The organism is Streptomyces sp. CNP082 (assembly GCF_059570535.1).
On sequence record NZ_JCANSZ010000007.1, the window covers coordinates 87,006 to 107,964 of the forward strand.

Annotated in this window: 18 protein-coding genes; 9 read left to right on the forward strand and 9 right to left on the reverse strand. The window is 75.5% G+C overall.

Annotated features, from left to right (window positions below; all coding sequences use genetic code 11):
* The first annotated feature begins 209 nt into the window (after positions 1-209).
* From B124_RS08725 to B124_RS08740, 4 genes are all read left to right on the forward strand, one after another.
* Entirely contained in the window at positions 210-1,109 is a 900-nt protein-coding gene (locus B124_RS08725) for an FAD binding domain-containing protein (protein WP_496502121.1), read from the forward strand.
* Positions 1,109-1,579 (forward strand): (2Fe-2S)-binding protein, encoded by a 471-nt coding sequence (locus tag B124_RS08730; RefSeq protein WP_496502122.1) that lies wholly within the window; start codon positions 1,109-1,111, stop codon positions 1,577-1,579. The genes B124_RS08725 and B124_RS08730 overlap by 1 nt, the downstream gene beginning before the upstream one ends.
* Positions 1,579-3,969 carry a xanthine dehydrogenase family protein molybdopterin-binding subunit gene (locus B124_RS08735; RefSeq protein ID WP_496502123.1) on the forward strand — a complete coding sequence of 797 codons (2,391 nt, stop codon included), beginning with the start codon at positions 1,579-1,581 and terminating at the stop codon, positions 3,967-3,969. The genes B124_RS08730 and B124_RS08735 overlap by 1 nt, the downstream gene beginning before the upstream one ends.
* 64 nt (positions 3,970-4,033) lie before the next feature.
* Complete coding sequence (locus B124_RS08740) at positions 4,034-5,212, forward strand: XdhC family protein (RefSeq protein ID WP_496502124.1); 1,179 nt, start codon at positions 4,034-4,036, stop codon at positions 5,210-5,212.
* 23 nt (positions 5,213-5,235) lie between these two features.
* Here the strand turns inward: B124_RS08740 and B124_RS08745 are convergent, their stop codons facing one another.
* Positions 5,236-6,468, reverse strand: a complete 1,233-nt coding sequence (locus B124_RS08745) for an endonuclease/exonuclease/phosphatase family protein (protein ID WP_496502125.1) — start codon at positions 6,466-6,468, stop codon at positions 5,236-5,238.
* A 124-nt stretch (positions 6,469-6,592) separates the two neighbouring features.
* Here B124_RS08745 and B124_RS08750 point away from each other — a divergent pair, with 124 nt between their 5' ends.
* On the forward strand, positions 6,593-7,705 hold the full coding sequence (locus B124_RS08750) for a winged helix DNA-binding domain-containing protein (protein WP_496502126.1): 1,113 nt from the start codon (positions 6,593-6,595) through the stop codon (positions 7,703-7,705).
* Between the two features lie 19 nt (positions 7,706-7,724).
* Here the strand turns inward: B124_RS08750 and B124_RS08755 are convergent, their stop codons facing one another.
* Entirely contained in the window at positions 7,725-8,096 is a 372-nt protein-coding gene (locus tag B124_RS08755) for an SAV_915 family protein (RefSeq protein WP_496502127.1), read from the reverse strand.
* 214 nt (positions 8,097-8,310) lie between these two features.
* Positions 8,311-9,477, reverse strand: coding sequence for a methyltransferase (locus B124_RS08760; RefSeq protein ID WP_496502128.1), 1,167 nt, complete (start codon positions 9,475-9,477; stop codon positions 8,311-8,313).
* 233 nt (positions 9,478-9,710) lie between these two features.
* Here B124_RS08760 and B124_RS08765 point away from each other — a divergent pair, with 233 nt between their 5' ends.
* The gene (locus B124_RS08765) at positions 9,711-10,061 is read left to right on the forward strand and encodes a VOC family protein (RefSeq protein WP_496502129.1); all 351 of its coding nucleotides are present in this window, start codon (positions 9,711-9,713) and stop codon (positions 10,059-10,061) included.
* 89 nt (positions 10,062-10,150) lie between these two features.
* Here the strand turns inward: B124_RS08765 and B124_RS08770 are convergent, their stop codons facing one another.
* Positions 10,151-11,005, reverse strand: coding sequence for a helix-turn-helix transcriptional regulator (locus B124_RS08770; RefSeq protein ID WP_496502130.1), 855 nt, complete (start codon positions 11,003-11,005; stop codon positions 10,151-10,153).
* A 130-nt stretch (positions 11,006-11,135) separates the two neighbouring features.
* Here B124_RS08770 and B124_RS08775 point away from each other — a divergent pair, with 130 nt between their 5' ends.
* The 3 genes from B124_RS08775 to B124_RS08785 are packed head-to-tail and all read left to right on the forward strand — an operon-like array spanning position 11,136 to position 15,200.
* Positions 11,136-12,809, forward strand: a complete 1,674-nt coding sequence (locus tag B124_RS08775) for an AMP-binding protein (protein WP_496502131.1) — start codon at positions 11,136-11,138, stop codon at positions 12,807-12,809.
* Positions 12,806-14,422 (forward strand): AMP-binding protein, encoded by a 1,617-nt coding sequence (locus B124_RS08780; protein ID WP_496502132.1) that lies wholly within the window; start codon positions 12,806-12,808, stop codon positions 14,420-14,422. The genes B124_RS08775 and B124_RS08780 overlap by 4 nt, the downstream gene beginning before the upstream one ends.
* Positions 14,423-14,450: 28 nt before the next feature.
* Positions 14,451-15,200, forward strand: coding sequence for an MBL fold metallo-hydrolase (locus B124_RS08785; RefSeq protein WP_496502133.1), 750 nt, complete (start codon positions 14,451-14,453; stop codon positions 15,198-15,200).
* A gap of 7 nt (positions 15,201-15,207) precedes the next feature.
* Here the strand turns inward: B124_RS08785 and B124_RS08790 are convergent, their stop codons facing one another.
* From B124_RS08790 to B124_RS08810, 5 genes are all read right to left on the reverse strand, one after another.
* Positions 15,208-16,212: an MsnO8 family LLM class oxidoreductase gene (locus B124_RS08790; protein WP_496502134.1), complete on the reverse strand. Its 1,005-nt coding sequence runs from the start codon at positions 16,210-16,212 to the stop codon at positions 15,208-15,210.
* A 24-nt stretch (positions 16,213-16,236) separates the two neighbouring features.
* Positions 16,237-16,863 (reverse strand): response regulator, encoded by a 627-nt coding sequence (locus B124_RS08795; protein WP_496502277.1) that lies wholly within the window; start codon positions 16,861-16,863, stop codon positions 16,237-16,239.
* Between the two features lie 409 nt (positions 16,864-17,272).
* The gene (locus B124_RS08800; RefSeq protein WP_496502135.1) at positions 17,273-18,937 is read right to left on the reverse strand and encodes a sensor histidine kinase; all 1,665 of its coding nucleotides are present in this window, start codon (positions 18,935-18,937) and stop codon (positions 17,273-17,275) included.
* Positions 18,938-19,088: 151 nt separating this feature from the next.
* A complete protein-coding gene (locus B124_RS08805) occupies positions 19,089-19,853 on the reverse strand; it encodes a hypothetical protein (protein WP_496502136.1) in 765 nt (254 codons plus the stop codon).
* A 178-nt stretch (positions 19,854-20,031) separates the two neighbouring features.
* A complete protein-coding gene (locus B124_RS08810; protein WP_496502137.1) occupies positions 20,032-20,946 on the reverse strand; it encodes a 2-hydroxy-3-oxopropionate reductase in 915 nt (304 codons plus the stop codon).
* Positions 20,947-20,959 lie beyond the last annotated feature (13 nt).

Sequence of the window (20,959 nt, forward strand, 5' to 3'; positions counted from 1 at the left end):
CGTTGTGGGATGTCCCGCAGGGGGACGTCCCGCAGGGTGAAGCAGCCCAGGCCCTTCGTTCGAATCTACAAGAAGCGGGTTCTGGCCTGCCCCTTGCTTCATGGTTTCCGTGACTGCACCCGGACGGCGGCGATTTTGTGTACTTGAACCGCGTTCCGTCAACAGCTCAAGAACGCACTCGCACTTTCGAGGGAAAGCCGAGAGGATCCATGGACTTCCTGCGCCCCGCCCGCTGGGCGGAAGCGCTCGCCGCGAAGGCCGAGCACCCCGGGGCCGTGCCGATCGCGGGCGGCACGGACCTCATGGTCGAGATCAACTTCGACCACCGCCGCCCGCAGCACCTGCTCGACCTCAACCGCATCGGCGAGTTGCAGGAGTGGGAGACGGGCGCCGAGAGCGTGCGGCTGGGGGCCTCGGTGCCGTACGCGCGCATCGTGGCCCGGCTCGCCGGGGCGCTGCCCGGGCTGGCGCGGGCGGCGCACACCGTGGCGTCCCCGCAGATCCGCAACCGCGGCAGCGTCGGCGGCAACCTCGGCACCGCCTCCCCGGCCGGCGACGCGCACCCGGCGCTGCTGGCCGCGGGCGCGGAGGTGGAGGTGGAGTCCGTACGGGGCAGCAGGCGGATCCCCGTCGAGGAGTTCTTCACCGGCGTCAAGCGCAACGCGCTCGCGCCCGACGAGCTGATCAAGTGGGTGCACGTCAAGAAGGCCACGGGACCCCAGGAGTTCTCCAAGGCCGGCACCCGCAACGCGATGGTGATCGCCGTGTGCGCCTTCGGCATCGCCCTGCACCCCGACACCCGCACGGTCCGTACCGGCATCGGCTCGGCCGCGCCCACGCCCGTGCGCGCCACCACCGCCGAGGAGTTCCTGACCGCCGAGCTGGCCGAGGGCGGCTTCTGGGACAGCGGCCGGACCCTGCCCCCGGCCCTCTCGCGGCAGTTCGCCGAGCTGGCGGCGGGCGCCTGCAGCCCCATCGACGACGTGCGCGGCAGCGCGCGCTACCGCCGACACGCGGTCGGCGTCATGGCCCGCCGCACGCTCGGCTGGACGTGGGAGTCGTACCGCCGGGGCCAGACAGGGCCCGCCCGGGGGAAAGGAGCCGCGTGATGCGGGTGACGTTCACCGTCAACGGCCGCGAGCAGCAGGCCGACGACGTCTGGGAGGGCGAGAGCCTGCTGTACGTGCTGCGCGAGCGCATGGGCCTGCCGGGCTCGAAGAACGCCTGCGAGCAGGGCGAGTGCGGCTCGTGCACGGTACGCCTGGACGGCGTGCCGGTGTGCGCCTGCCTGGTCGCCGCCGGGCAGGCCGAGGGCCGCGAGGTCGTCACCGTCGAGGGCCTGGCCGAGGAGGGCCTGTCGGCGGTCCAGCAGGCGTTCGTCGACGCCGGCGCCGTCCAGTGCGGGTTCTGCACCCCGGGCCTGCTGGTCGCCGCGGACGACCTGCTGGAGCAGAATCCGTCGCCGTCGGACGCCGACATCCGCGAGGGCCTGTCGGGCAACCTGTGCCGCTGCACCGGCTACGAGACGATCCTCGACGCGGTCCGGCTCGCCGCCGCCCGCCTGGGCGAGGGGGCCTGATGCCTGACGTCACCCGCACCCCGGCAGGACTGGCCCAGGGCTCGCGGACCGCCGGCGGCATCGGCGAGTCCGAGCTGCGCCCGGACGGCACGCTGAAGGTCACCGGGGAGTTCGCGTACTCCTCCGACCTGTGGCACGAGGACATGATCTGGGGCCACACGCTGCGCTCCCCGCACGCGCACGCCGAGATCGTCTCGATCGACACCTCCGCCGCCCTCGCCCAGGCCGGGGTCTACGCCGTGCTCACCTACGACGACCTGCCGGCGGAGCAGAAGAATTACGGTCTGGAGATCGCCGACACCCCCGCGCTCGCCGCCGGCCGGGTGCGGCACCACGGCGAGCCGGTCGCGCTGGTCGCCGCCGACCACCCCGAGACCGCCCGCCGGGCCGCCGCGAAGATCCGCGTCGAATGGCGGGAGCTGCCGCTCGTCACCGGCGAGGAGTCCGCGCTCGCCCCCGGCGCGCCGGTGCTGCACCCCGGCCGCACCGACGCTCACGCGCCGCACGTACCGCACCCGAACGTCGTCCACCGCCAGCCGATCGTCCGCGGCGACGTCGCCGCGGCGGCGCGGCGGGCCGCCCACGTCGTCACCGGCGAGTACGAGTTCGGCATGCAGGACCAGGCGTTCCTGGGCCCGGAGTCCGGCCTCGCGGTGCCCGCGGAGGACGGCGGCGTCGACCTGTACGTCGCCACCCAGTGGCTGCACGCCGACCGGCGGCAGATCGCGCCGGTGCTCGGGCTGCCGGAGGACAAGGTGCGGATGACGCTCTCCGGCGTCGGCGGCGCCTTCGGCGGGCGCGAGGACCTGTCGATGCAGATCCACGCCTGCCTGCTGGCGCTGCGCACCGGCAAGCCGGTGAAGATGGTCTACGACCGCTTCGAGTCGTTCTTCGGCCACGTGCACCGCCACCCGGCCAGGATCCGCTACGAGCACGGCGTCACCGCCGAAGGACGGATCACCCACGCCCGCTGCCGCATCGTCCTCGACGGCGGCGCGTACGCCTCCTCCACCCCGGCGGTCGTCGGCAACGCCGCGTCGCTGTCCATCGGCCCGTACGTCGTCGAGGACGTCGAGATCGAGGCCGTCGGGCTCTACACCAACAACCCGCCCTGCGGCGCGATGCGCGGCTTCGGCGCGGTCCAGGCGTGCTTCGCGTACGAGGCGCAGATGGACCGGCTCGCGGCGGCCGTCGGCCTGGACCCGGTGGCGTTCCGGCAGTTGAACGCCATGGCGGAGGGCTCGCGGCTGCCGACCGGGCAGCGGGTCGACTCCCCGGCGCCGGTCGCGGAGCTCCTGCGCCGCGTCCAGGCCCGGCCGCTGCCGCCGGAGCGGCAGTGGGAGAGCGCCGGGGGCGCCGTGGACGTACGGGCGCTGCCCGGCGGGCTGTCCAACACCACGCACGGCGAGGGCGTCGTACGCGGTGTCGGCTACGCCGTCGGCATCAAGAACGTCGGCTTCTCCGAGGGCTTCGACGACTTCTCCACCGCCCGGGTGCGGCTGGAGGCCGTCGGCGGCGAGCCGGTGGCCACCGTGCACACCGCGGCGGCCGAGGTCGGCCAGGGCGGCGTCACCGTACAGGCGCAGATCGCCCGCACCGAACTGGGCGTCGCCCAGGTGGTCATCGCCCCGGCCGACACCCGGGTCGGCTCCGCCGGCTCCACCTCCGCCTCCCGGCAGACGTACATGACCGGCGGCGCGGTCCGCAACGCCTGCGCGGCGGTGCGCGAGCAGGTCCTCGCCCTCGGCCGGCGCAAGCTCGGCACGCACCACCCGGCGTGGGCGACGGCGGAACTGCTGCTGGAAGGCGGCAAGGTGGTCACCGACGGCGGCGAGGTCCTCGCCGATCTGGCCGACGTGCTCGACGGCGAGCCGCCCGTGGACGTCGAACTGCCCTTCAGGCACCGGCCCACCGAGCCGTTCGACCTCACCACCGGCCAGGGCTTCGGCCACGTCCAGTACTCCTTCGCCGCCCACCGGGCGGTCGTCGAGGTCGACACCGAACTCGGCCTGGTCAAGGTCGTCGAGCTGGCCTGCGCCCAGGACGTCGGCAAGGCCCTCAACCCGCTGTCCGTCGTCGGGCAGATCCAGGGCGGCACGACGCAGGGGCTGGGCGTGGCGGTGATGGAGGAGATCGTGGTCGACCCCGGGACGGCGCTGGTGCGCAATTCCTCGTTCACCGACTATCTGATCCCGACCATCCTCGACACCCCTGCCATCCCCGTCGACGTGCTCGAACTGGCCGACCCGCACGCCCCGTACGGCCTGCGGGGCGTGGGCGAGGCGTCCACGCTCTCGGCGACCCCGGCGGTGCTCGCCGCCATCCGCCAGGCCACCGGCCTGGCCCTGACCAGGACTCCCGTACGGCCGGAACACCTCACCGGCACCTGAGCGGGCGCCACCGCGGCGGACGGGTGTCACATAGGACCAGCGGCCCTGTGAGGAGCTGATCAGCATGCTGGACATCGCTGCCGACCTCGCCCGGTGGTGCGCGGAAGGGCGGTCCTTCGCCGTCGCCACCGTCGTGGGCACCACCGGCTCCGCCCCGCGCGGCGCGGGCGCGGCGCTGGCCGTGGACGCCGAGGGCACGGCGGTCGGCAGCGTGTCCGGCGGGTGCGTCGAGGGCGCGGTGTACGAGCTGTGCCGGGAGGTCGCCGACAGCGGCGAGGCGGTGCTGGAGACGTTCGGCTACTCCGACGAGGACGCCTTCGCGGTGGGGCTCACCTGCGGCGGGGAGATTGACATACTCGTCATGCCGGTCCCGGCCGGCGGTGTGCTGCGCACGGCACTGACCGCCGCCGCCGGCGGCGAGGCCGCGGCGGTCGCCCGGGTGGTCGCGGGCCCGGCCGCGCTGGTGGGGCAGGCGCTGCTGGTACGCCCCGACGGCACGTACGAGGGCCGCTTCACCGGCCCGCTTGCGGACCTGCCCGACTGGGACGGCACCGCGCTGGAGCGCACCGCCGCCGCCGAGGCCGCCGCGCTGCTCGACGCGGGGCGTACGGACACGGTGGCGGTCGGCGCGGCGGGCGCGCGCTGCGGGGAGCCGGTGACGCTGCTGGTGGAGGTGAGCGTTCCGGCGCCGCGGATGGTGGTCTTCGGCGCGATCGACTTCGCGCACGCGCTGGTGCGCATCGGCAAGTTCCTCGGCTACCACGTCACCCTCTGCGACGCCCGCCCCGTCTTCGCCACCGCCCGCCGCTTCCCCGAGGCGGACGAGGTGGCGGTGCGCTGGCCGCACGAGTACCTGGCGGACGCGGTGGCCGCGGGGGAGCTGGACGGGCGCACGGTGCTGTGCGTGCTCACGCACGACCCCAAGTTCGACGTGCCGCTGCTGACGGACGCGCTGCGGCTGCCGGTGGCGTACGTCGGCGCGATGGGCTCGCGCCGTACGCACCTGGACCGCAACCGGCGGCTGCGCGAGGCGGGCGTCACCGACCTCGAACTGGCCCGCCTGCACTCGCCGATCGGCCTCGACCTCGGCGCCCGCTCGCCGGAGGAGGTCGCGGTCTCCATCGCCGGGGAGATCGTCGCGGCGCGGCGGGGCGGCACGGGGGTGCCGCTGACGGGGGCGCACACGCCGATCCACGGGGAGCGGGAGGCGGCGGGCGTGCGGCGGGCCGGGGACGTGACCTGAGCCGGGGCCGTACCGGCGACGGCTCAGCGCAACTGCAGCTCCACGAGCACCGCGCGGTGGTCGGTGCCGGCCAGCTCCGGGAACTCGATGCCCGCGGGGCTCAGCCGGTCGCTCACCAGGACGTGGTCGATCTGGACGCCGAAGAAGGGCGCCGCCGACGCCGGCCAGGTGGGGGTGCGGGAGCGGCCGAGCAGCATGGCGCTGTCGCGGAGGCCGGTGTCCAGTATGTCGCGGAACGCCTCGTGGTCCTGCGAGGCGTTGAAGTCGCCGCCGAAGACGGTGGGCACCTCCCCGCGCGCCGCGGCGGCGTCGTGAAGCCGCCCCAGCTCGCCGCGCCAGGCGTCCATGGACCCGGGCGTCGGCGGCATCGGATGCACGACCTGGAGCCGCACCCGCTCGCCGGCGATCCGCGCGGTGGCCGCCGGCATCGACAGCTCGCCGCGCACGCCGGGCTCCCGGGTCAGCGGGTACCTGCTGAGGACGGCGGACCCCTCGGCGGGATCACCGGCGTCGATGACGCGGTGCGGGTACGCGGCACGCAGCGCCGGGCTGCGCAGGACGGCGACGCAGCGGGCGTCGCACTCCTGCACCAGGGCGATGTCCGGCTCGTGCGCGCGCAGCGCGTCGCGCAGGGCACCGGTGGCGTCGCCGAACTTGAGGTTGGCGGTGAGGAGGCGGAACTCGGCCCTGGGCGGGGAGGAGGGCGGATCGGCGGCGGACTGGTAGGGCCGTACGAACCAGGCGGTGGCGGCGACCACGACGAGCGCCCACACGGTGCCGGTGCGGCTGCGGGCGGCGGCCATGAGGACGAGCCCGGCGCCTCCGGGCACGAGCAGCCAGGGCAGGAAGGCGGCGAACTGCGGCAGGGGAGTCACGCCGTCACCCCCGCCGACGCGGAACGCGAGCACACCCGAGACGGCCAGGAGGGGCAGCCCCCCGGCAAGAGCGAAAACAACCCGCCACCGCCGCGCCGGCCGCCGGGTGGCACCCCCGGCCCCCCGCGGCCGACCGGCCCCCACAGCGACGCCCGGCTCCCCGGCCTCCGCCGCCCCGTCCGCGTTCCCGGCCTCCGCCGGCCCGTCCGCGTTCCCGGCCTCCGCCGGCCCGGACCCGGCGGCTGTGTCCTGGCGCGCGGCGCCCGCGGTGCCCCGCGGCCGATCGGCCCTCGGGGTGACGCCTGGCTCTCCGGCCTCCGCCGGCTCCGCCTCGCCTCCGGCGCGTGCCGCGCTCTCGCGTCGTCCGTCGAGCGTCCCCACCGTCTCCCCTGTCGTCGCCTCCGTGCCCGATCCTCCCTCAGTCCGTCCCGGGCCCCGCACCGACGTCCCGCACCGGGCTACTTGCGGACAGAAACTGACCGCAACGGTCCGTAGCGTGTGCGGCATGACAGCGACCAGGGGGCCCGTCACCCTCTCCACCCGCAGCCTCAACCGCGCCCTCCTGGCCCGGCAACTGCTGCTCGCCCGCGTCGACATGCCCCTCACCGACGCCGTAGCCCATCTGCTCGGGCTCCAGGCCCAGGCGCCCCGGCCGCCGTACCACGCGCTCGCCGCCCGGCTGCGCGGCTTCGACCCGGCCGCGCTGTCCGCGCTGCTGGAGAGCCGGGAGGTCGTCCGGCTCGTCACCCTGCGCTCCACCGTCCACCTGCACACCCCCGCCGACGCGCTGACTCTCCGCCCCTTCAGCACTCCCGCCCTGGAGCGCGAGCTGAAGACCTTCCGCGACCGGCTCGCGGGCGTCGACCTCGACCGGCTCGTGGCGCGGACCCGGGAGCTCGCCGAGCCCGGGCCCGTCTCGCTGCGTGACATCGGCGAGGAGCTGCGGCGCGAGTGGCCGGAGCACGACCTGCTCGCGCTGAAAGCCGCCGCGCGTATCCGGGTCCCCCTCGTCCAGGTGCCGCCGCGCGGGCTGTGGGGGAGGGGCGGGCAGGTCGTGCACGCCACCGTCCGGTTCTGGCTGGGCGCGGAGCCGGCGGCCGACCCGGACGTCGAGCGCCTCGTGCTGCGCTATCTCGCCGCCTTCGGGCCCGCGTCCGTACGGGATATGCAGGCGTGGTGCGGGGTGACGCGGCTGCGGCCGTACTTCGAGGCGCTGCGGGCGCGGCTGCGTACGTTCCGCGACGAGCGCGGGACGGAGCTGTTCGACCTGCCCGACGCGCCGCGGCCGGCGGCGGAGACCCCGGCGCCCGTGCGGTTCCTGGGGGAGTTCGACAACCTCACGCTCGCGCACGCGGACCGCACCCGCGTCGTGTCGGACGAGTTCCGCCGCCGCACCTACCGGCGGGACCACGCCTTCGGCAGCTTCCTCGTCGACGGCTTCGTCCGCGGGCTGTGGCGGGTGACGCAGGACGATGGCACGGTGACGATGCACCTGGAGACGTTCGCGCCGCTGACGAGCGGTGAGCGGGCGGAGGTCGAGGCGGAGGCGGCGGGAGTGCTGGAGCTGCTGGTGCCGGGTGGGGGGCAGGAGCTGCGGATCGAGGCGGCGCGCAGGTAGCGCCGCAGCGGCCGGGGTGTCAGTGGGTCGCCGGCTGCGGGGCCGCCGACGCGGGCGGCGGCGTGCGGCGCTGCTGCGGGGGCTCCGCCGCGGCCTGCGGGCCCGGGCGGTGGGCGTACGGCCGGCGGGCGGTGAGCAGGGGGTCGACGGTGATCCGGTCGGCGCCCAGCGGTGCGGTCAGCGCGCGCAGCGCCGGCTCCCCGAGGCGTACCCACTTCTGCTCCCGCCCGAGCGCGCGGACCAGCGCGGCCTGACTGGTGAAGGCCACCGCCGTGCGCGTGCCCAGCGGCGTACGGAACATCCGCAGCCGCATCCCGCTCCTGCCGTCCAGCACGGGAACGAACAACCGGTGTCGGGTCTGCGGAGCGAGGGCGGGGCCGGAGGTGTCCACGCTACGACGGTACGGGGCCCGGCCCCGGCTGGCACCTGTGTTCCGTCATGCGAGACAGCACCATGCGAACCACCTGGAACAACGGCCGGTCAGAGCCGTCAGCGGGGCGACCCGGCGCGCTGCGCGGTGTCCACATGCCGGACGAACGGCCCGGCTTCCGGCCACGGGGGCCCGCCGTTCGCCGTCCGTTCACCCGGCGGTCTCCCGTACCCGCTCACTCCGCCACCGTCAGCCGCCACAGCGACGTCACCTCCGCCGCCCGCGCCGCGTGCAGCGGGTCCGAGGTGTCCGTCGCCCTGCGGTGGCGGGGGCGCGTGTCGAGGCGGGACGCCACCCGCAGGCCGGCCGCTTCGATCATGGCCAGCAGCTCCGCGCGGCTGCGCAGCCCCAGGTGCTCGGCCAGGTCGGACAGTACGAGCCAGCCCTCGCCGCCCGGCTCCAGATGCGCCGCGAGGCCGGTGAGGAAGCCGCGGAGCATGCCGCCGCCCGGGTCGTATACCGCGTGCTCCAGCGAGGAGGTGGGCTTGGCGGGCAGCCAGGGCGGATTGCAGACGATCAGCGGTGCGCGCCCCGGCGGGAACAGGTCCGCCTCCACCACCTCGACCTGCCCGGTCAGGCCGAGCCGGCCGACGTTGTCGCGCGCGCAGGCCAGCGCGCGCCGGTCCGTGTCCGTGGCGACGACCGTCTCCACCCCGCGGCGCGCCAGCACCGCCGCGAGCACCCCCGTGCCGGTGCCCACGTCGAACGCCAGCGACTTCGCCGGCAGCGGGGCCTCGGCCACCAGGTCGACGTACTCGCCGCGCACCGGCGAGAACACCCCGTAGTGCGGGTGCACGCGGGCGCCCAGCGCCGGTATGTCCACGCCCTTGCGGCGCCACTCGTGTGCCCCTACTGCGCCGAGCAGCTCGCGCAGCGAGACCGCGCCGGGCTCGGTCACAGGACCGTACGCCGCGGCCACCGCGCCGGCCACGTCGGGCGCCCGGCGCAGCGGCACGACCGGGCCCTGCGGGCCGGGTTCGAGGGGGACGAGCAGCATGCCCAGGAGGCGCGCCCGGTGGCCCTGGGCCTGCCGGTGCCGGTGGAAGGCGTCCGCAGGGCCGGTCGCCCGGCCGCCCGCCGGTGCGGCCGGCCGCCGGCCCCGGCGGGCAGAGCGGCGGTCGATGCGGCGGCCCAGCGCGGCGAGGAGCTGGCGTCCGCCGTGGTAGTCGCCCTGCCACAGGACGGTCGTGCCCTCGCACACCAGCCGGTACGCGATGTCGGCGCACATCCGGTCGTCCGCGGGCACCACCCGCCGCGGCGGCGGGGTGCCGCCCGCGGCGTACCAGCGGGCGGTCTGCGCGCGCCCGTCCGCGATCCAGCTCAGGTTGGGGTGTTCGGCCACGGTTCCATTTTCCCGCCTGGCCGCCGCGACGTCGCCCTCGGGGAGGCCCGTGCTGCCGTGCGCCCCTGACGCACAGGGGCCGCCGCCCCCGCACGGCGGTGCGCGGCATGCCGGACGTGTGCGCCCCCGACGCCCCCCGGCGCTCCCCGGCGTTCCCGATGCGCGTCCCCCGACGCGCGCGCCCCGCCCGCGCGCGGGCGGCGGTGTCACCGGCGGCCGGTAGTCTCCGCGGCATGGGCATCAGGCGGGTCGTACCCGACATCAAGACCGGCTCCTTCGAGGCCAGCCGCGAGTTCTACCAGCGGCTGGGCTTCGAGGAGGTGATGAACCTGGGGTGGGTGATGGCGCTGGCCGCGCCCGGCAATCCCACCGCGCAGCTCATCTTTATGGACAAGGACGCCTCCGCCCCGGTGGAGCCGGACATGAGCATCGAGGTGACCGACGTCGACGCGGCGCACGAGGCGATGCGCGGCGCGGGTGCGGAGATCGTGCATCCGCTGACCGACGAGGAGTGGGGGGTGCGGCGGTTCTTCGTCCGCGACCCCAGCGGCCGGGTGGTGAACGTCGTCGCGCACCGGGAATGACGCCTCCCGCTTGCGGGGGGCGTCTGGAGCCGCAGCCCCCCGCTTGCGGGGGGCGTCTGGAGCCGCAGCCTCCCGCCTCCGGGCCGCGGCTAGGGCAGCAGCCCCGCCCGGCGGGCGGCGGTGACCGCCTCCAGCCGGGTGTGCGCGCCGAGCTTGCGCATCGCCGAGCGCAGGTAGCTCTTGACCGTCTCCGGCCGCAGCCCCAGCCGCTCGCCGGCCGCCGCGTTCGTCGCGCCGGTCGCCACGCACGCCAGCACGTCCAGCTCGCGCGGCGCCAGCACCGCCCGGTCCGGTCCGGCGGCGGACGGCGGTGCGATGGCGACGGCCGCCGAGGCCAGCCGGTCGCAGAGCGCCAGCAGTTCCGCGCGCAGCTCGTCGTCGCCTATACGCGGCGCCAGCGTGCGCAGGTCGCGGTGGGCGGTGCGGACGTTCTCCCAGGCCGCGGGGTCCGCCGCTCGCTGCGCGGTGGGCGTGGCGACGGCGAGCAGCCGGCGGGCCTCGTCGCGTACGGCGAGGGTCTGCTCCAGGTGGCGCGCCGTCTCCACCGCGGCGGTCAGCGACCGGTCGCCCAGCGGCAGCGAGTCGCGCAGCGCGCCGTAGAGCACGGCCCGCACCCGGCCGCGTACGACCACGGGCACGGCCAGCACCGAGCGCAGCCCTTCGGCGCCCACCGGGCCGTCGTACTCGTGGCTGATGGCGCGGGACGACGCGTAGTCGGTGACCGCGCAGGGCCGGGAGAAGGCGATGGCCTTGCCGCCCAGGCCGTTGCCCGTGGCCACCCCGAGTCCCTGCAGGGACAGCGTCACCGTCCCGCTCAGCTCACTGATCCGCAGCTTGCGCCCGCCGTCCGTGATCAGCCCGCCGAAGGCGACGGGCACGCGGCCGCTCCGGCGCAGCCGGGCCAGTGCGCCGCGCACCTCCGCTGCGTCCACGGTCTCCGGCATGTCGCTTGCTCCCTGGTGCTGACGGGGGATCGCCGGCGTGGCCGGCGCAGGGCACCCCCGTATGGGGGTAGTGAGGCGTACGTCACTCGCAGCACGATGCTAGCGAGCCGCCGCCGTACGAGGAGGACATGTGACGGCAACGAATCCGACCGAGGAGTTCCGGTCCGCACGGGACTTCCTGCTGGAGCACGGGGAGGACTACGCCGCTGCCCGCGCCGGCTTCTCCTGGCCCAGGCCGGAGCGCTTCAACTGGGCTCTCGACTGGTTCGACGCCATCGCCGAGGGCAACGGGCGCACGGCCCTCCACATCGTGGAGGAGGACGGCAGCGAGACGAAGCTGAGTTTCACCCGCATGAGTGAGCGCTCGAACCGCGTCGCGAACTGGCTGCGCACCCAGGGCGTGCGTGCCGGCGACCGGATCGTCGTCATGCTCGGCAACCAGGCCGAGCTGTGGGAGACCGCGCTCGCCGCGATGAAGCTGCGCGCCGTCGTCATCCCCGCCACGCCGCTGCTCGGCCCGGCCGACCTCGCCGACCGCATCGAGCGCGGCGGGGCCCGCCACGTGCTCGTACGCGCCGCCGACGAGGGCAAGTTCGCCGAAGTGCCCGGCGACTACACCCGCATCTCCGTCGGCGGCAGCGGGGCCGGCTGGCTCCCGTACGAGGACGCGTACGAGGCCCCCGCCGCCTTCGGGCCCGACGGCCCGACGGCCGCCGACGACACCCTGATGCTGTACTTCACCTCCGGCACCACGGCGCTGCCCAAGCTCGTCGAGCACACCCATGTCTCGTACCCGGTCGGCCACCTGGCGACGATGTACTGGATCGGCATCCGCCCCGGCGACGTGCACCTGAACATCTCCTCGCCCGGCTGGGCCAAGCACGCCTGGTCCAACCTCTTCGCGCCCTGGAACGCCGAGGCGACCGTCTTCCTGTACAACTACACGCGCTTCGACGCCGGGGCGCTGCTGGGCGCCATGGCCCGCGGCGGCGTGACAACTTTCTGCGCCCCGCCCACCGTCTGGCGCATGCTCGTGCAGTCCGACCTGGGCGCGCTTGCCACCCCGCCGCGCGAGGCCGTCGCCGCAGGTGAGCCCCTCAACCCGGAGGTCATCGAGGCCGTGCGGCGGGCCTGGAAGCTGACTATCCGCGACGGCTTCGGGCAGACCGAGACCGCGGTGCAGATCGCCAACTCCCCCGGGCAGCGCGTCAAGCTGGGTTCCATGGGCCGTCCCACTCCCGGATACGACGTCGTGCTCCTGGACCCCGTCAGCGGCAAGCCCGCCGACGAGGGCGAGATCTGCCTCGACCTGGCCGCGCGCCCGGTGGGCCTGATGACGGGCTACGAGGGCGATCCCGCCCGCACCGCCGAGGCCATGGCCGACGGCTACTACCGCACCGGCGACATCGGCACCCGCGACGAGGAGGGGTACATCACCTACATCGGGCGCGCCGACGACGTCTTCAAGGCCAGCGACTACAAGATCAGCCCCTTCGAGCTGGAGAGCGCGCTACTGGAGCACGAGGCGGTCGCCGAGGCCGCGGTCGTGCCCGCCCCCGACCCGCTGCGGCTCGCCGTGCCCAAGGCGTACATCGTGCTCGCCGCGGGCTGGGAGCCGGGCGCCGCCGCGGCGCAGGCGATCTTCGCGCACTCCCGTGCCGTGCTCGCCCCGTACAAGCGCATCCGGCGGCTGGAGTTCGCCGACCTGCCCAAGACCGTCTCCGGCAAGATCCGCCGCGTGCAACTGCGCGAGGCGACCGCCGCCGGATCCGCCGACGAGTACCGCGAGGAGGACCACACATGACCGCAGAGCCGTCCTACACCAGCGGCACCGGCACCACCGCGCTGCTGGGCGACACCATCGGTGCCAACCTGGACCGGGCCATCGCCGCCCACCCCGACCGTGAGGCCCTGGTCGACGTGGCCTCCGGACGCCGCTGGACCTACGCGGAGTTCGGTGCCGCCGTCGACGAGGTGGCGCGCGGGCTGCTCGCCCGCGGCGTCGCCAAGGGCGAGCGCGTCGGCGTCTGGGCGGTCAACTGCCCGGAGTGGGTGCTCGTGCAGTACGCCTCGGCCCGGATCGGGGCGGTGATGGTCACCATCAACCCCGCCTACCGGGTGCACGAGCTGGAGTACGTGCTCAACCAGGCCGGCATCTCCCTGCTCGTCGCCTCCCTGGAGCACAAGACCAGCGACTACCGGCGGATGGTCGAGCAGGTGCGCGGCAGTTGCCCGGCCCTGCGCAACGTCTTCTACATCGGCCACGCCGGCTGGGGCCGGCTGATCGAGGCCGGCCGCACGGTGCCCCCGGAGCGGGTCCGCGAGCGCGAGGCGCTGCTGTCCTGCGACGACCCGGTCAACATCCAGTACACCTCCGGCACCACCGGCTTCGCCAAGGGCGCGACGCTGTCGCACCACAGCATCCTCAACAACGGCTTCTTCGTCGGCGAGACGCTGGGCTACACCGAGGAGGACCGGGTCTGCCTGCCCGTGCCCTTCTACCACTGCTTCGGCATGGTGATGGGCAACCTTGCGGCCACCAGCCACGGCGCCTGCATGGTCATCCCGGGCCCCTCCTTCGACCCCGCCGCCACCCTCGCGGCCGTCGAACAGGAGCGCTGCACCTCGCTGTACGGGGTGCCCACCATGTTCGTCGCCGAGCTGGCCCTGCCCGACTTCGCGCTGTACGACCTGACGTCGCTGCGCACCGGGATCATGGCCGGCTCGCCGTGCCCGGTCGAGGTGATGAAGCGGGTGGTCAGCGAGATGCACATGGCGGAGGTGACCATCTGCTACGGCATGACCGAGACCTCGCCCGTCTCCACCCAGACCCGGCGCGAGGACGACCTGGAGCGCCGCACCGCCACCGTCGGCCGGGTGCTGCCGCACATCGAGGTCAAGGTCGTCGACCCGGTCACCGGCGTCACCATGCCCCGCGGCACCGCCGGCGAGCTGTGCACCCGCGGCTACAGCGTCATGCAGGGCTACTGGGAGCAGCCGGAGCGCACCGCCGAGGTGATCGACGCCGGCCGCTGGATGCACACCGGCGACCTGGCGCGGATGCGCGACGACGGCTGCGTGGAGATCGTCGGCCGGATCAAGGACATGATCATAAGGGGCGGGGAGAACGTCTACCCGCGCGAGATCGAGGAGTTCCTGCACACCCACCCCAAGATCGCCGACGTGCAGGTGGTGGGCGTGCCGGACGACAAGTACGGCGAGGAGATCCTCGCCTGCGTGATCCTCAGCGATCCGCAGCACGTGCTGTCCCGGCGCGAGCTGGCCCACTACTGCGAGAACCGGCTCGCGCACTACAAGATCCCGCGGCATCTGCGGATCATGGCGGAGTTCCCGATGACGGTCAGCGGAAAGGTGCGGAAGGTTGAGCTGCGGGAGCAGTTCAGTGCTGCGGAATAGCGGCGGTCCGCGGGTCCTTGGCACTGCCATGACGATCTTGCACTACGTCGGCGGCCCCACCGCGCTGCTCCGGCTCGGTGGCGTCCGGCTGCTGACGGACCCGACGTTCGACCCGCCCGGCGCGTACCCGGTCGGCGACCGGCGGCTGGTGAAGACCGCGGGCCCGGCGCTCGCGCCGGCCGACCTCGGCCCGATCGACGCGGTGCTGCTCTCGCACGACCAGCACCCGGACAACCTCGACCGGGCCGGGCGCGCGTGCGCCGCCGCCGCGCCGCTGGTGCTGTCCACGGCGTCGGCGGCGAAGCGTCTTGGCGGGCCGGTGCGGGCCCTGCCGGCGTGGGAGTCGTACGCGGTCGGGCCGGTCCGGGTCACCGCTGTGCCCGCGCGTCCGGGACCGCCCGGCAGCGAGCATCTGACCGGCGAGGTCACCGGCTTCGTACTGACCGGCGACGGCCTGCCCACGGTCTACGTCAGCGGCGACAACGCCTCGCTCGCGGTGGTCCGCACCATCGCCGCCCGGCTGGGCCCGGTGGACATCGCCGTGCTCTTCGCCGGCGCCGCGCGCAACCCGCTGCTCGGCACCACGCACGCCACGCTGACCAGCGAGCACGCCGCCGCCGCGGCGGCGGCGCTCGGGGCGCACGACGTGGTGCCGCTGCACTTCGAGCACTGGGAGCACGTCACCCAGGGCGCCGGCTCGCTCGTCACCGCCTTCGAGGCGGCTGGCCTCGGACACCGGCTGCGGCTGCCCCGGCCGGGGGAGGCGGTGGAGCTGTAGGCCGCGGTCAACCCGTCGCGGGCGCCGGGAGCTTCAGCCCGGCCAGCCGCCGGAAGGACTCCAGCCGGGCGTCGTCGTCGGGGGTGTGCAGGGAGATCAGCAGCTCGTCGGCGCCGCTGCGGGCGGCCAGGTCGCCGAGGGCGGCGGCCACCTGCGCGCCGGTGCCCCACACCTGCGACTGCCGGGCCTCGTCGAGATAGCGGGCCTCGCGGTCGGTGAGCGTACGGGCCCGTATCCGGGCCGCGTGCTCCAGCGGCGGGAACTCCCCGCGGGTGCGCGACCGGACCGTCGCCCACGCCTCCGGCAGCAGCAGCTCTGCGGCCTGCTCCGCGGTGTCGGCCACCGCGGCGGCGAGCGCCACGACGACGTACGGCTTCGCCTGCTGCGCCGAGGGCCGGAACGCCTCGCGGTAGCGCCCGACGGCCCGCAGCATCTTCTCCGGGCGCCGCCCCGCGCCGATCACCAGCGGCAGTCCGTGCGCGGCGGCGATGTCGGCACCGCCCTCCACGGCCAGCACGTACGCCGGCACCCGCAGCCCCTCCGCCGGTACGGCGTGCACCCCCGGATACGCGGGCTGCGTGCCCTCGAACCACCGCAGCAGCTCCGCCAGCGCCGCCCCGAAGTCCGCCGCGTCCGCCGTGCCGTGGCCCAGCGCGCGCCGGATGCCGTCGGTGAACCCCAGGGAGCGCCCGAGGCCCATGTCGATCCGGTCCGGGAAGAGCGAGCCCAGCACCCCGAACTGCTCGGCGACGACCAGCGGCCGGTGGTTGGGCAGCATCACGCCGCCGGTGCCGACCCGGATCCGGGAGGTGGCGGCGGCGACGGCCGCGGCCAGCACGGTCGGCGCGGAGCCGGCGACGCCGGGGACGCTGTGGTGTTCTGAGACCCAGAAGCGGTGGAAGCCGGACTCCTCCGCCTGCTGCGCGAAGCGGACGGTGCGGCGCAGCGCGTCGGCCGGGTCCTGGCCGGTGTGCCGCAGGGACCGGTCGAGCACGGAGAGCGGGATGTCCATGATCCGTACAACACCGCGGACGGCTCAGGATTCCCCGGCCGGTCCCCCGGTGGACTCCCCGGCGTCGTGGACGAGAAGGGCGATCTGCACCCGGTTGTTGAGGCCGAGCTTGGTGAGGATGCGTGAGACGTGGGTCTTCACGGTGGGCACGCTCAGGTACAGCTCGGCGGCGATCTCCGCGTTGGACCGGCCGCGGCCGACCGCCAGGGCGACCTCCCGCTCGCGCTCGCCCAGCGCGGCAAGCCGGCGGCGGGCGCGCTGGGCGGCCTGCCCGGGCCCGGTGCCGCCGGGGCCGGAGACCTGGTCGATGAGCTGCTGGAGCACCGCGGGCGACAGCGCGGGCTCGCCGGCGGCGACCTTGCGTACGGCCGCGACGATCTCCCGCGGCGGGGTGTCTTTGAGTACGAAGCCGGCGGCGCCCGCGCGCAGGGCCCGCAGCACGTGCTCGTCGGTGTGGAACGTCGTCAGCACCAGCACCTCCGGCGGCTGTGCGCGCCGCCGCAGCGCCTCCGTCGCGGCGAGCCCGTCGAGCCGGGGCATGCGGATGTCCATGAGGACGACGTCGGGGGAGTGTGCGGCCACGAGCGCCGGCACCTCGCTGCCGTCCGCGGCCTCGCCCACGACGTCGATGTCGCCGGCCCCGCCGAGCATGAGCCGCAGCCCGGCCCGTACGAGGGGGTCGTCGTCGACGAGGAGCACGGTGACGCGGGCGGCGGGGTCAGCGGGGCCGGCAGGGTCGGCGGGGTCGGCGCTCTGGTCGGGCACGCGCCCACCCTAACCGGGCGGCGCCCGGGGCCCGTTCCGCGGGGGACGCGGCTCGTGTGCCGGTCGGCAGGGCGGTCGGTGCGGCGTTTTCGGGGAGTGGGAGAGGTCCGTGCCGGAGCTGGTGGCGGGGGCTGGCGCGGGGTTCCGCGGCGGGTGGCTGCATGGGGAGCCGGGCGCGCAGGCGGAAGCTGTCCGCGTCCGGGGTGTGCGCCAGCGGTCCCCCGGTCGGCGTGGCGTGCTGGGGAGGCGGCTGGGCTCCTGACCGTCAACGGTGGTGCGGGGCGGGGGCGTGAGGTCATTCCGTGCCGGACGGGCGGCCGTAGGGGAGCCAGGCGTGCAGGTGGAAACCGTCGGCGTCGGCCCCGTGTGCCAGTCGGCCGCCGGCCAGTGCCGCGCGTTCGGTGAGCCCGATCAGGCCCTGCCCGGCGCCGGGGATGGGGCCCGCGGCACCGGGGGCACCCGCGGCAGCGCGGGCTGCGGTGCCGTTCGGAGAGCCGCCGGGTCCCGGGTCCGCGGCGGGCACGCTCGCGACGGCGCCGGACCCGCCGCCCGACGGCTTCGCCGCGGGCGCGGGCGCCGACGGGCCGGTGCCGGCGACAGCGGTACCCCGTCCGGCCGCCGTGTGCGCACCTGCCGCGGGGCGGCCGTTCCGGGGCGGGACGACGCCCCGCCCGGCGCCCGGGCCGCTGCCCCGTACCCTCCGGCCGCTCTCGACAGCACCCGGGTCCCACCTGCCTGCAACGAAGCCACCTGCCGCGGGGACGCCGTTCTCGGTCGCGTCCGGGCACTGCCCGCCTGCCCTGAGCCCGCCGGACCAGGGGCCTGACCGTGCATCCGCCCGCACGGTCAGGGCCCGGCCGCCGCTGTGGCCGGCGTCCGGCTCGCCGTCCCCGCCGGGCAGCGGGTTGCTCACCGCCACCGTCAGCCCCGTCTCCGCGCTGCCCGCCAGCGTCACCGTCACCTCCGTGCCCGCCGCGTGCTTGCGGGCGTTCGTCAGCCCCTCCTGCACGATGCGGTACGCGGTGCGCCCCGTCGCCGCCGCTACCGCCTCCGGTGCGGCGATGTCCAGCGCGTACGCGATCCGCATGCCCGCCTCGCCGGCCTCGGCCACCAGCCGGTCCACGTCCCGCAGCGTCGGCTGCGGACGCCCGGCGCCCGCGCCCGCCCCCGCCCCCGCCCCCGCGCCGGAGTCCGCGCCCGCGGGGGCGCGCAGCACGCCGATCACGTCCCGCAGGTCCTGCAGCGCCTCGTGGGCGCTGTCGCGGATCACGCCCGCCGCGCGGGCGACCTCCGCGGGCGGGGCGCCCGGGTTGAACTCCAGCGCCCCCGCGTGCACGCTCAGCAGCGACAGCCGGTGCGCCAGCACGTCGTGCATCTCCCGCGCGATCTCCTCCCGAGCCCGCCGCTGCGCCTGCTCCGCGCGCAGCGCCGCGTCGGCCTCGGCCTGCTCGGCGCGTTCCCGCAGCGAGGCGACGAGCTGGCGGCGGGAGCGCAGGAACAGGCCCCAGACCATGGCCGCAGTGACCAGCGAGAAGTACGCCACCCCGGTGCCGGTCCGCGGATCCTGCGGGTCGGGGGTGGCGGCGAGGAACCCCACGAGGCGGGCGAAGACGAGGGCCGCGACCCAGCCGGTGGTACGCAGCGGGCGGTGCGCCGCGACGGTGAAGAGCGCCACCAGCGTCGGGCCGATGAAGAAGTGGCCGAAGGAGTCGGCGACGAGCATCGCCACCGCGAGCGGCAGCGCCCAGCGGCGGCGCAGCAGCAGCGCCAGGCAGGCCACGCCGGCGGCCACCGCCTCGGCGAAGAGCAGGTTCTCCGAGGCGCCGGCGCCGTCCTCCGGCAGCACCGAGTCGGCGGACAGGAACGAGAAGGCCCCGGCGAAGAGGACGAGGACTGCGTCGGCGAGCCGGTCCCGCCGGGTGCTGCCGGCGGCACGGGGCTTCGGGGCGGTACGCGGCATACCGGCCAATCTACGGTCGTCCGCCGGGCGCGGTGCTCCCCGCGGACGGCGTCGAGACCTTCGTACGACCGCGGCGGCCCGGCCGCATACTTTGGTCGCCGGCACCCATGCCCCCGGCCCCGGCCCCGGTCGCCTGCCCCGGGCCGCCTCGTCAGCCGCGGCGCGCGGCGCCCGTGCGGATCAGCTCGTCCCCCGGGTCGTTGACCGGCTGCGGGGTGCCGGTGAGGTCCATCACGTACAGCGGGAGGCGCAGTTCGTCGGCCCGGCTGCGGGCGTCGCGGGTATAGCCGGCGAGGGAGAAGAACACGGCGAGCGCCGAGGAGTTCAGGCCGCTGAGCCACACGCACTCGACGTGCCGCAGCGCGGTGGGCGTCGTGGTCGGGTCGACGTGGGCGACCACGCCCGCGCCGCGCACGTCGACGCCGGAGGCGGGCCGGTCCTCGTTCTTCACCAGGTCCGTGAAGCCCAGCCAGCGCAGGTACTGCGCGGCGGCCGTGACCGCGTCGCCGGCGTTGCGGATCGTCACCGGCCGGAACGCCGGCCGCGGCGCCGCCGCCGGGCGGGGCGCGGAATCGGGCGCGGCCGGCGCGGACGGCGCCAGCGGACCCAGCGGACCCGGCGGACCCGGCGGCGCCGGCCGGGGGCGGCGGGACTGCGCGGGGGCCACCGGCAGCCGTACCACCGTGCCGCAGTCGCAGGCCAGTTCCGGGCGCGGCCACTCGTCGCGCCGGTCGCAGACCGGACAGCGCACCGTCACCCACGAGTCCCGCCACGTGCGGTGCTTCAGCTCCACCGGCACCCCGCCGCGCAGCAGCGGCAGCGTCAGCGGGGCGCCGCAGGCGCAGGGGAACGTGCTCGGGGTGTACGCGTGCTCGCGCCGGCAGGCCGGGCAGCGCACCGGCACGCTCTCTGCCATGGAAAGTGCTCCTGGTTCGGGGCTGACTGGTGGTCGTACGTGGTGCGTGGACGTGCGGGGGCGTACGTGGTCGTGCACTCCAGCATCCCCCACGCATCCGGCTCTTGACGCCGACTTGTCCATCGCCGGGCGCCACTCCCGTACCGCCCCGCGCCCGCACCGGCGCCCGGCTTGCGGATCAGACCTCGCGGCCGGAGAGCCGCTCCACGCCGCGCAGCAGCGCGGAGTGGTCCAGGCCGCCGTCGCCCTGCTCGCGCAGCGCGGCGAAGAGCTGCGCGACGACCGTGCCGACCGGCAGCGCGGCGCCGACGTTCCGGGCGGCGGCGGTGACGATCCCCATGTCCTTGTGGTGCAGGTCGACGCGGAAGCCGGGCCGGAAGTCGCGGTCCAGGAAGTTGTCCTTCTTGCGGGCCAGCACGGTGGAGCCGGCCAGGCCGCCGCCGAGCACCTCGAGCGCGGCCCGCGGGTCCACGCCCGACTTCTCCAGGAAGACCACGGCCTCGGCGCACGCCTGGATGTTGGCCGCGACGACGAGCTGGTTCGCGGCCTTGACCGTCTGGCCGGCGCCGTGCGGCCCGCAGTGCACGATCGTCGTGCCCAGCGCCTCGAAGACCGGCCGGGCCCGCTCGAAGTCGGCCCGCTCGCCGCCGACCATGAGGGACAGCACCGCCTCGACGGCCCCTGCCTCGCCGCCCGAGACCGGGGCGTCGAGCACCCGGATCCCGTACTCGGCGGCGTTCCTGGCCAGTTCCACGGAGGTCTGCGGGGTGATCGAGGACATGTCGATGAGGAGCGCCCCGCTCCGGGCGTTCGCCAGGATGCCTTCGGCCCCGTACGCGACGGCCTCGACCTCCGGGGACGCGGGGACCATCGTGATGATCACGTCCGCGTCCGCGACCGCCTCGGCGATCGAGCCGGCGATGGTGCCGCCGGCCTTCGCCAGCCGGTCGAGCTTGGCCTGCGTGCGGGTGTGGCCGGTGACCGGGAAGCCGGCCGCGATCAGGTTCTCGGACATGGGGGAGCCCATGATGCCGAGGCCGATCCAGGCGATCGCGGGGCGGTCGGCCCGGCGGGGTGCGGGGTCGTTGGTCATGGGGTGGTCCTGC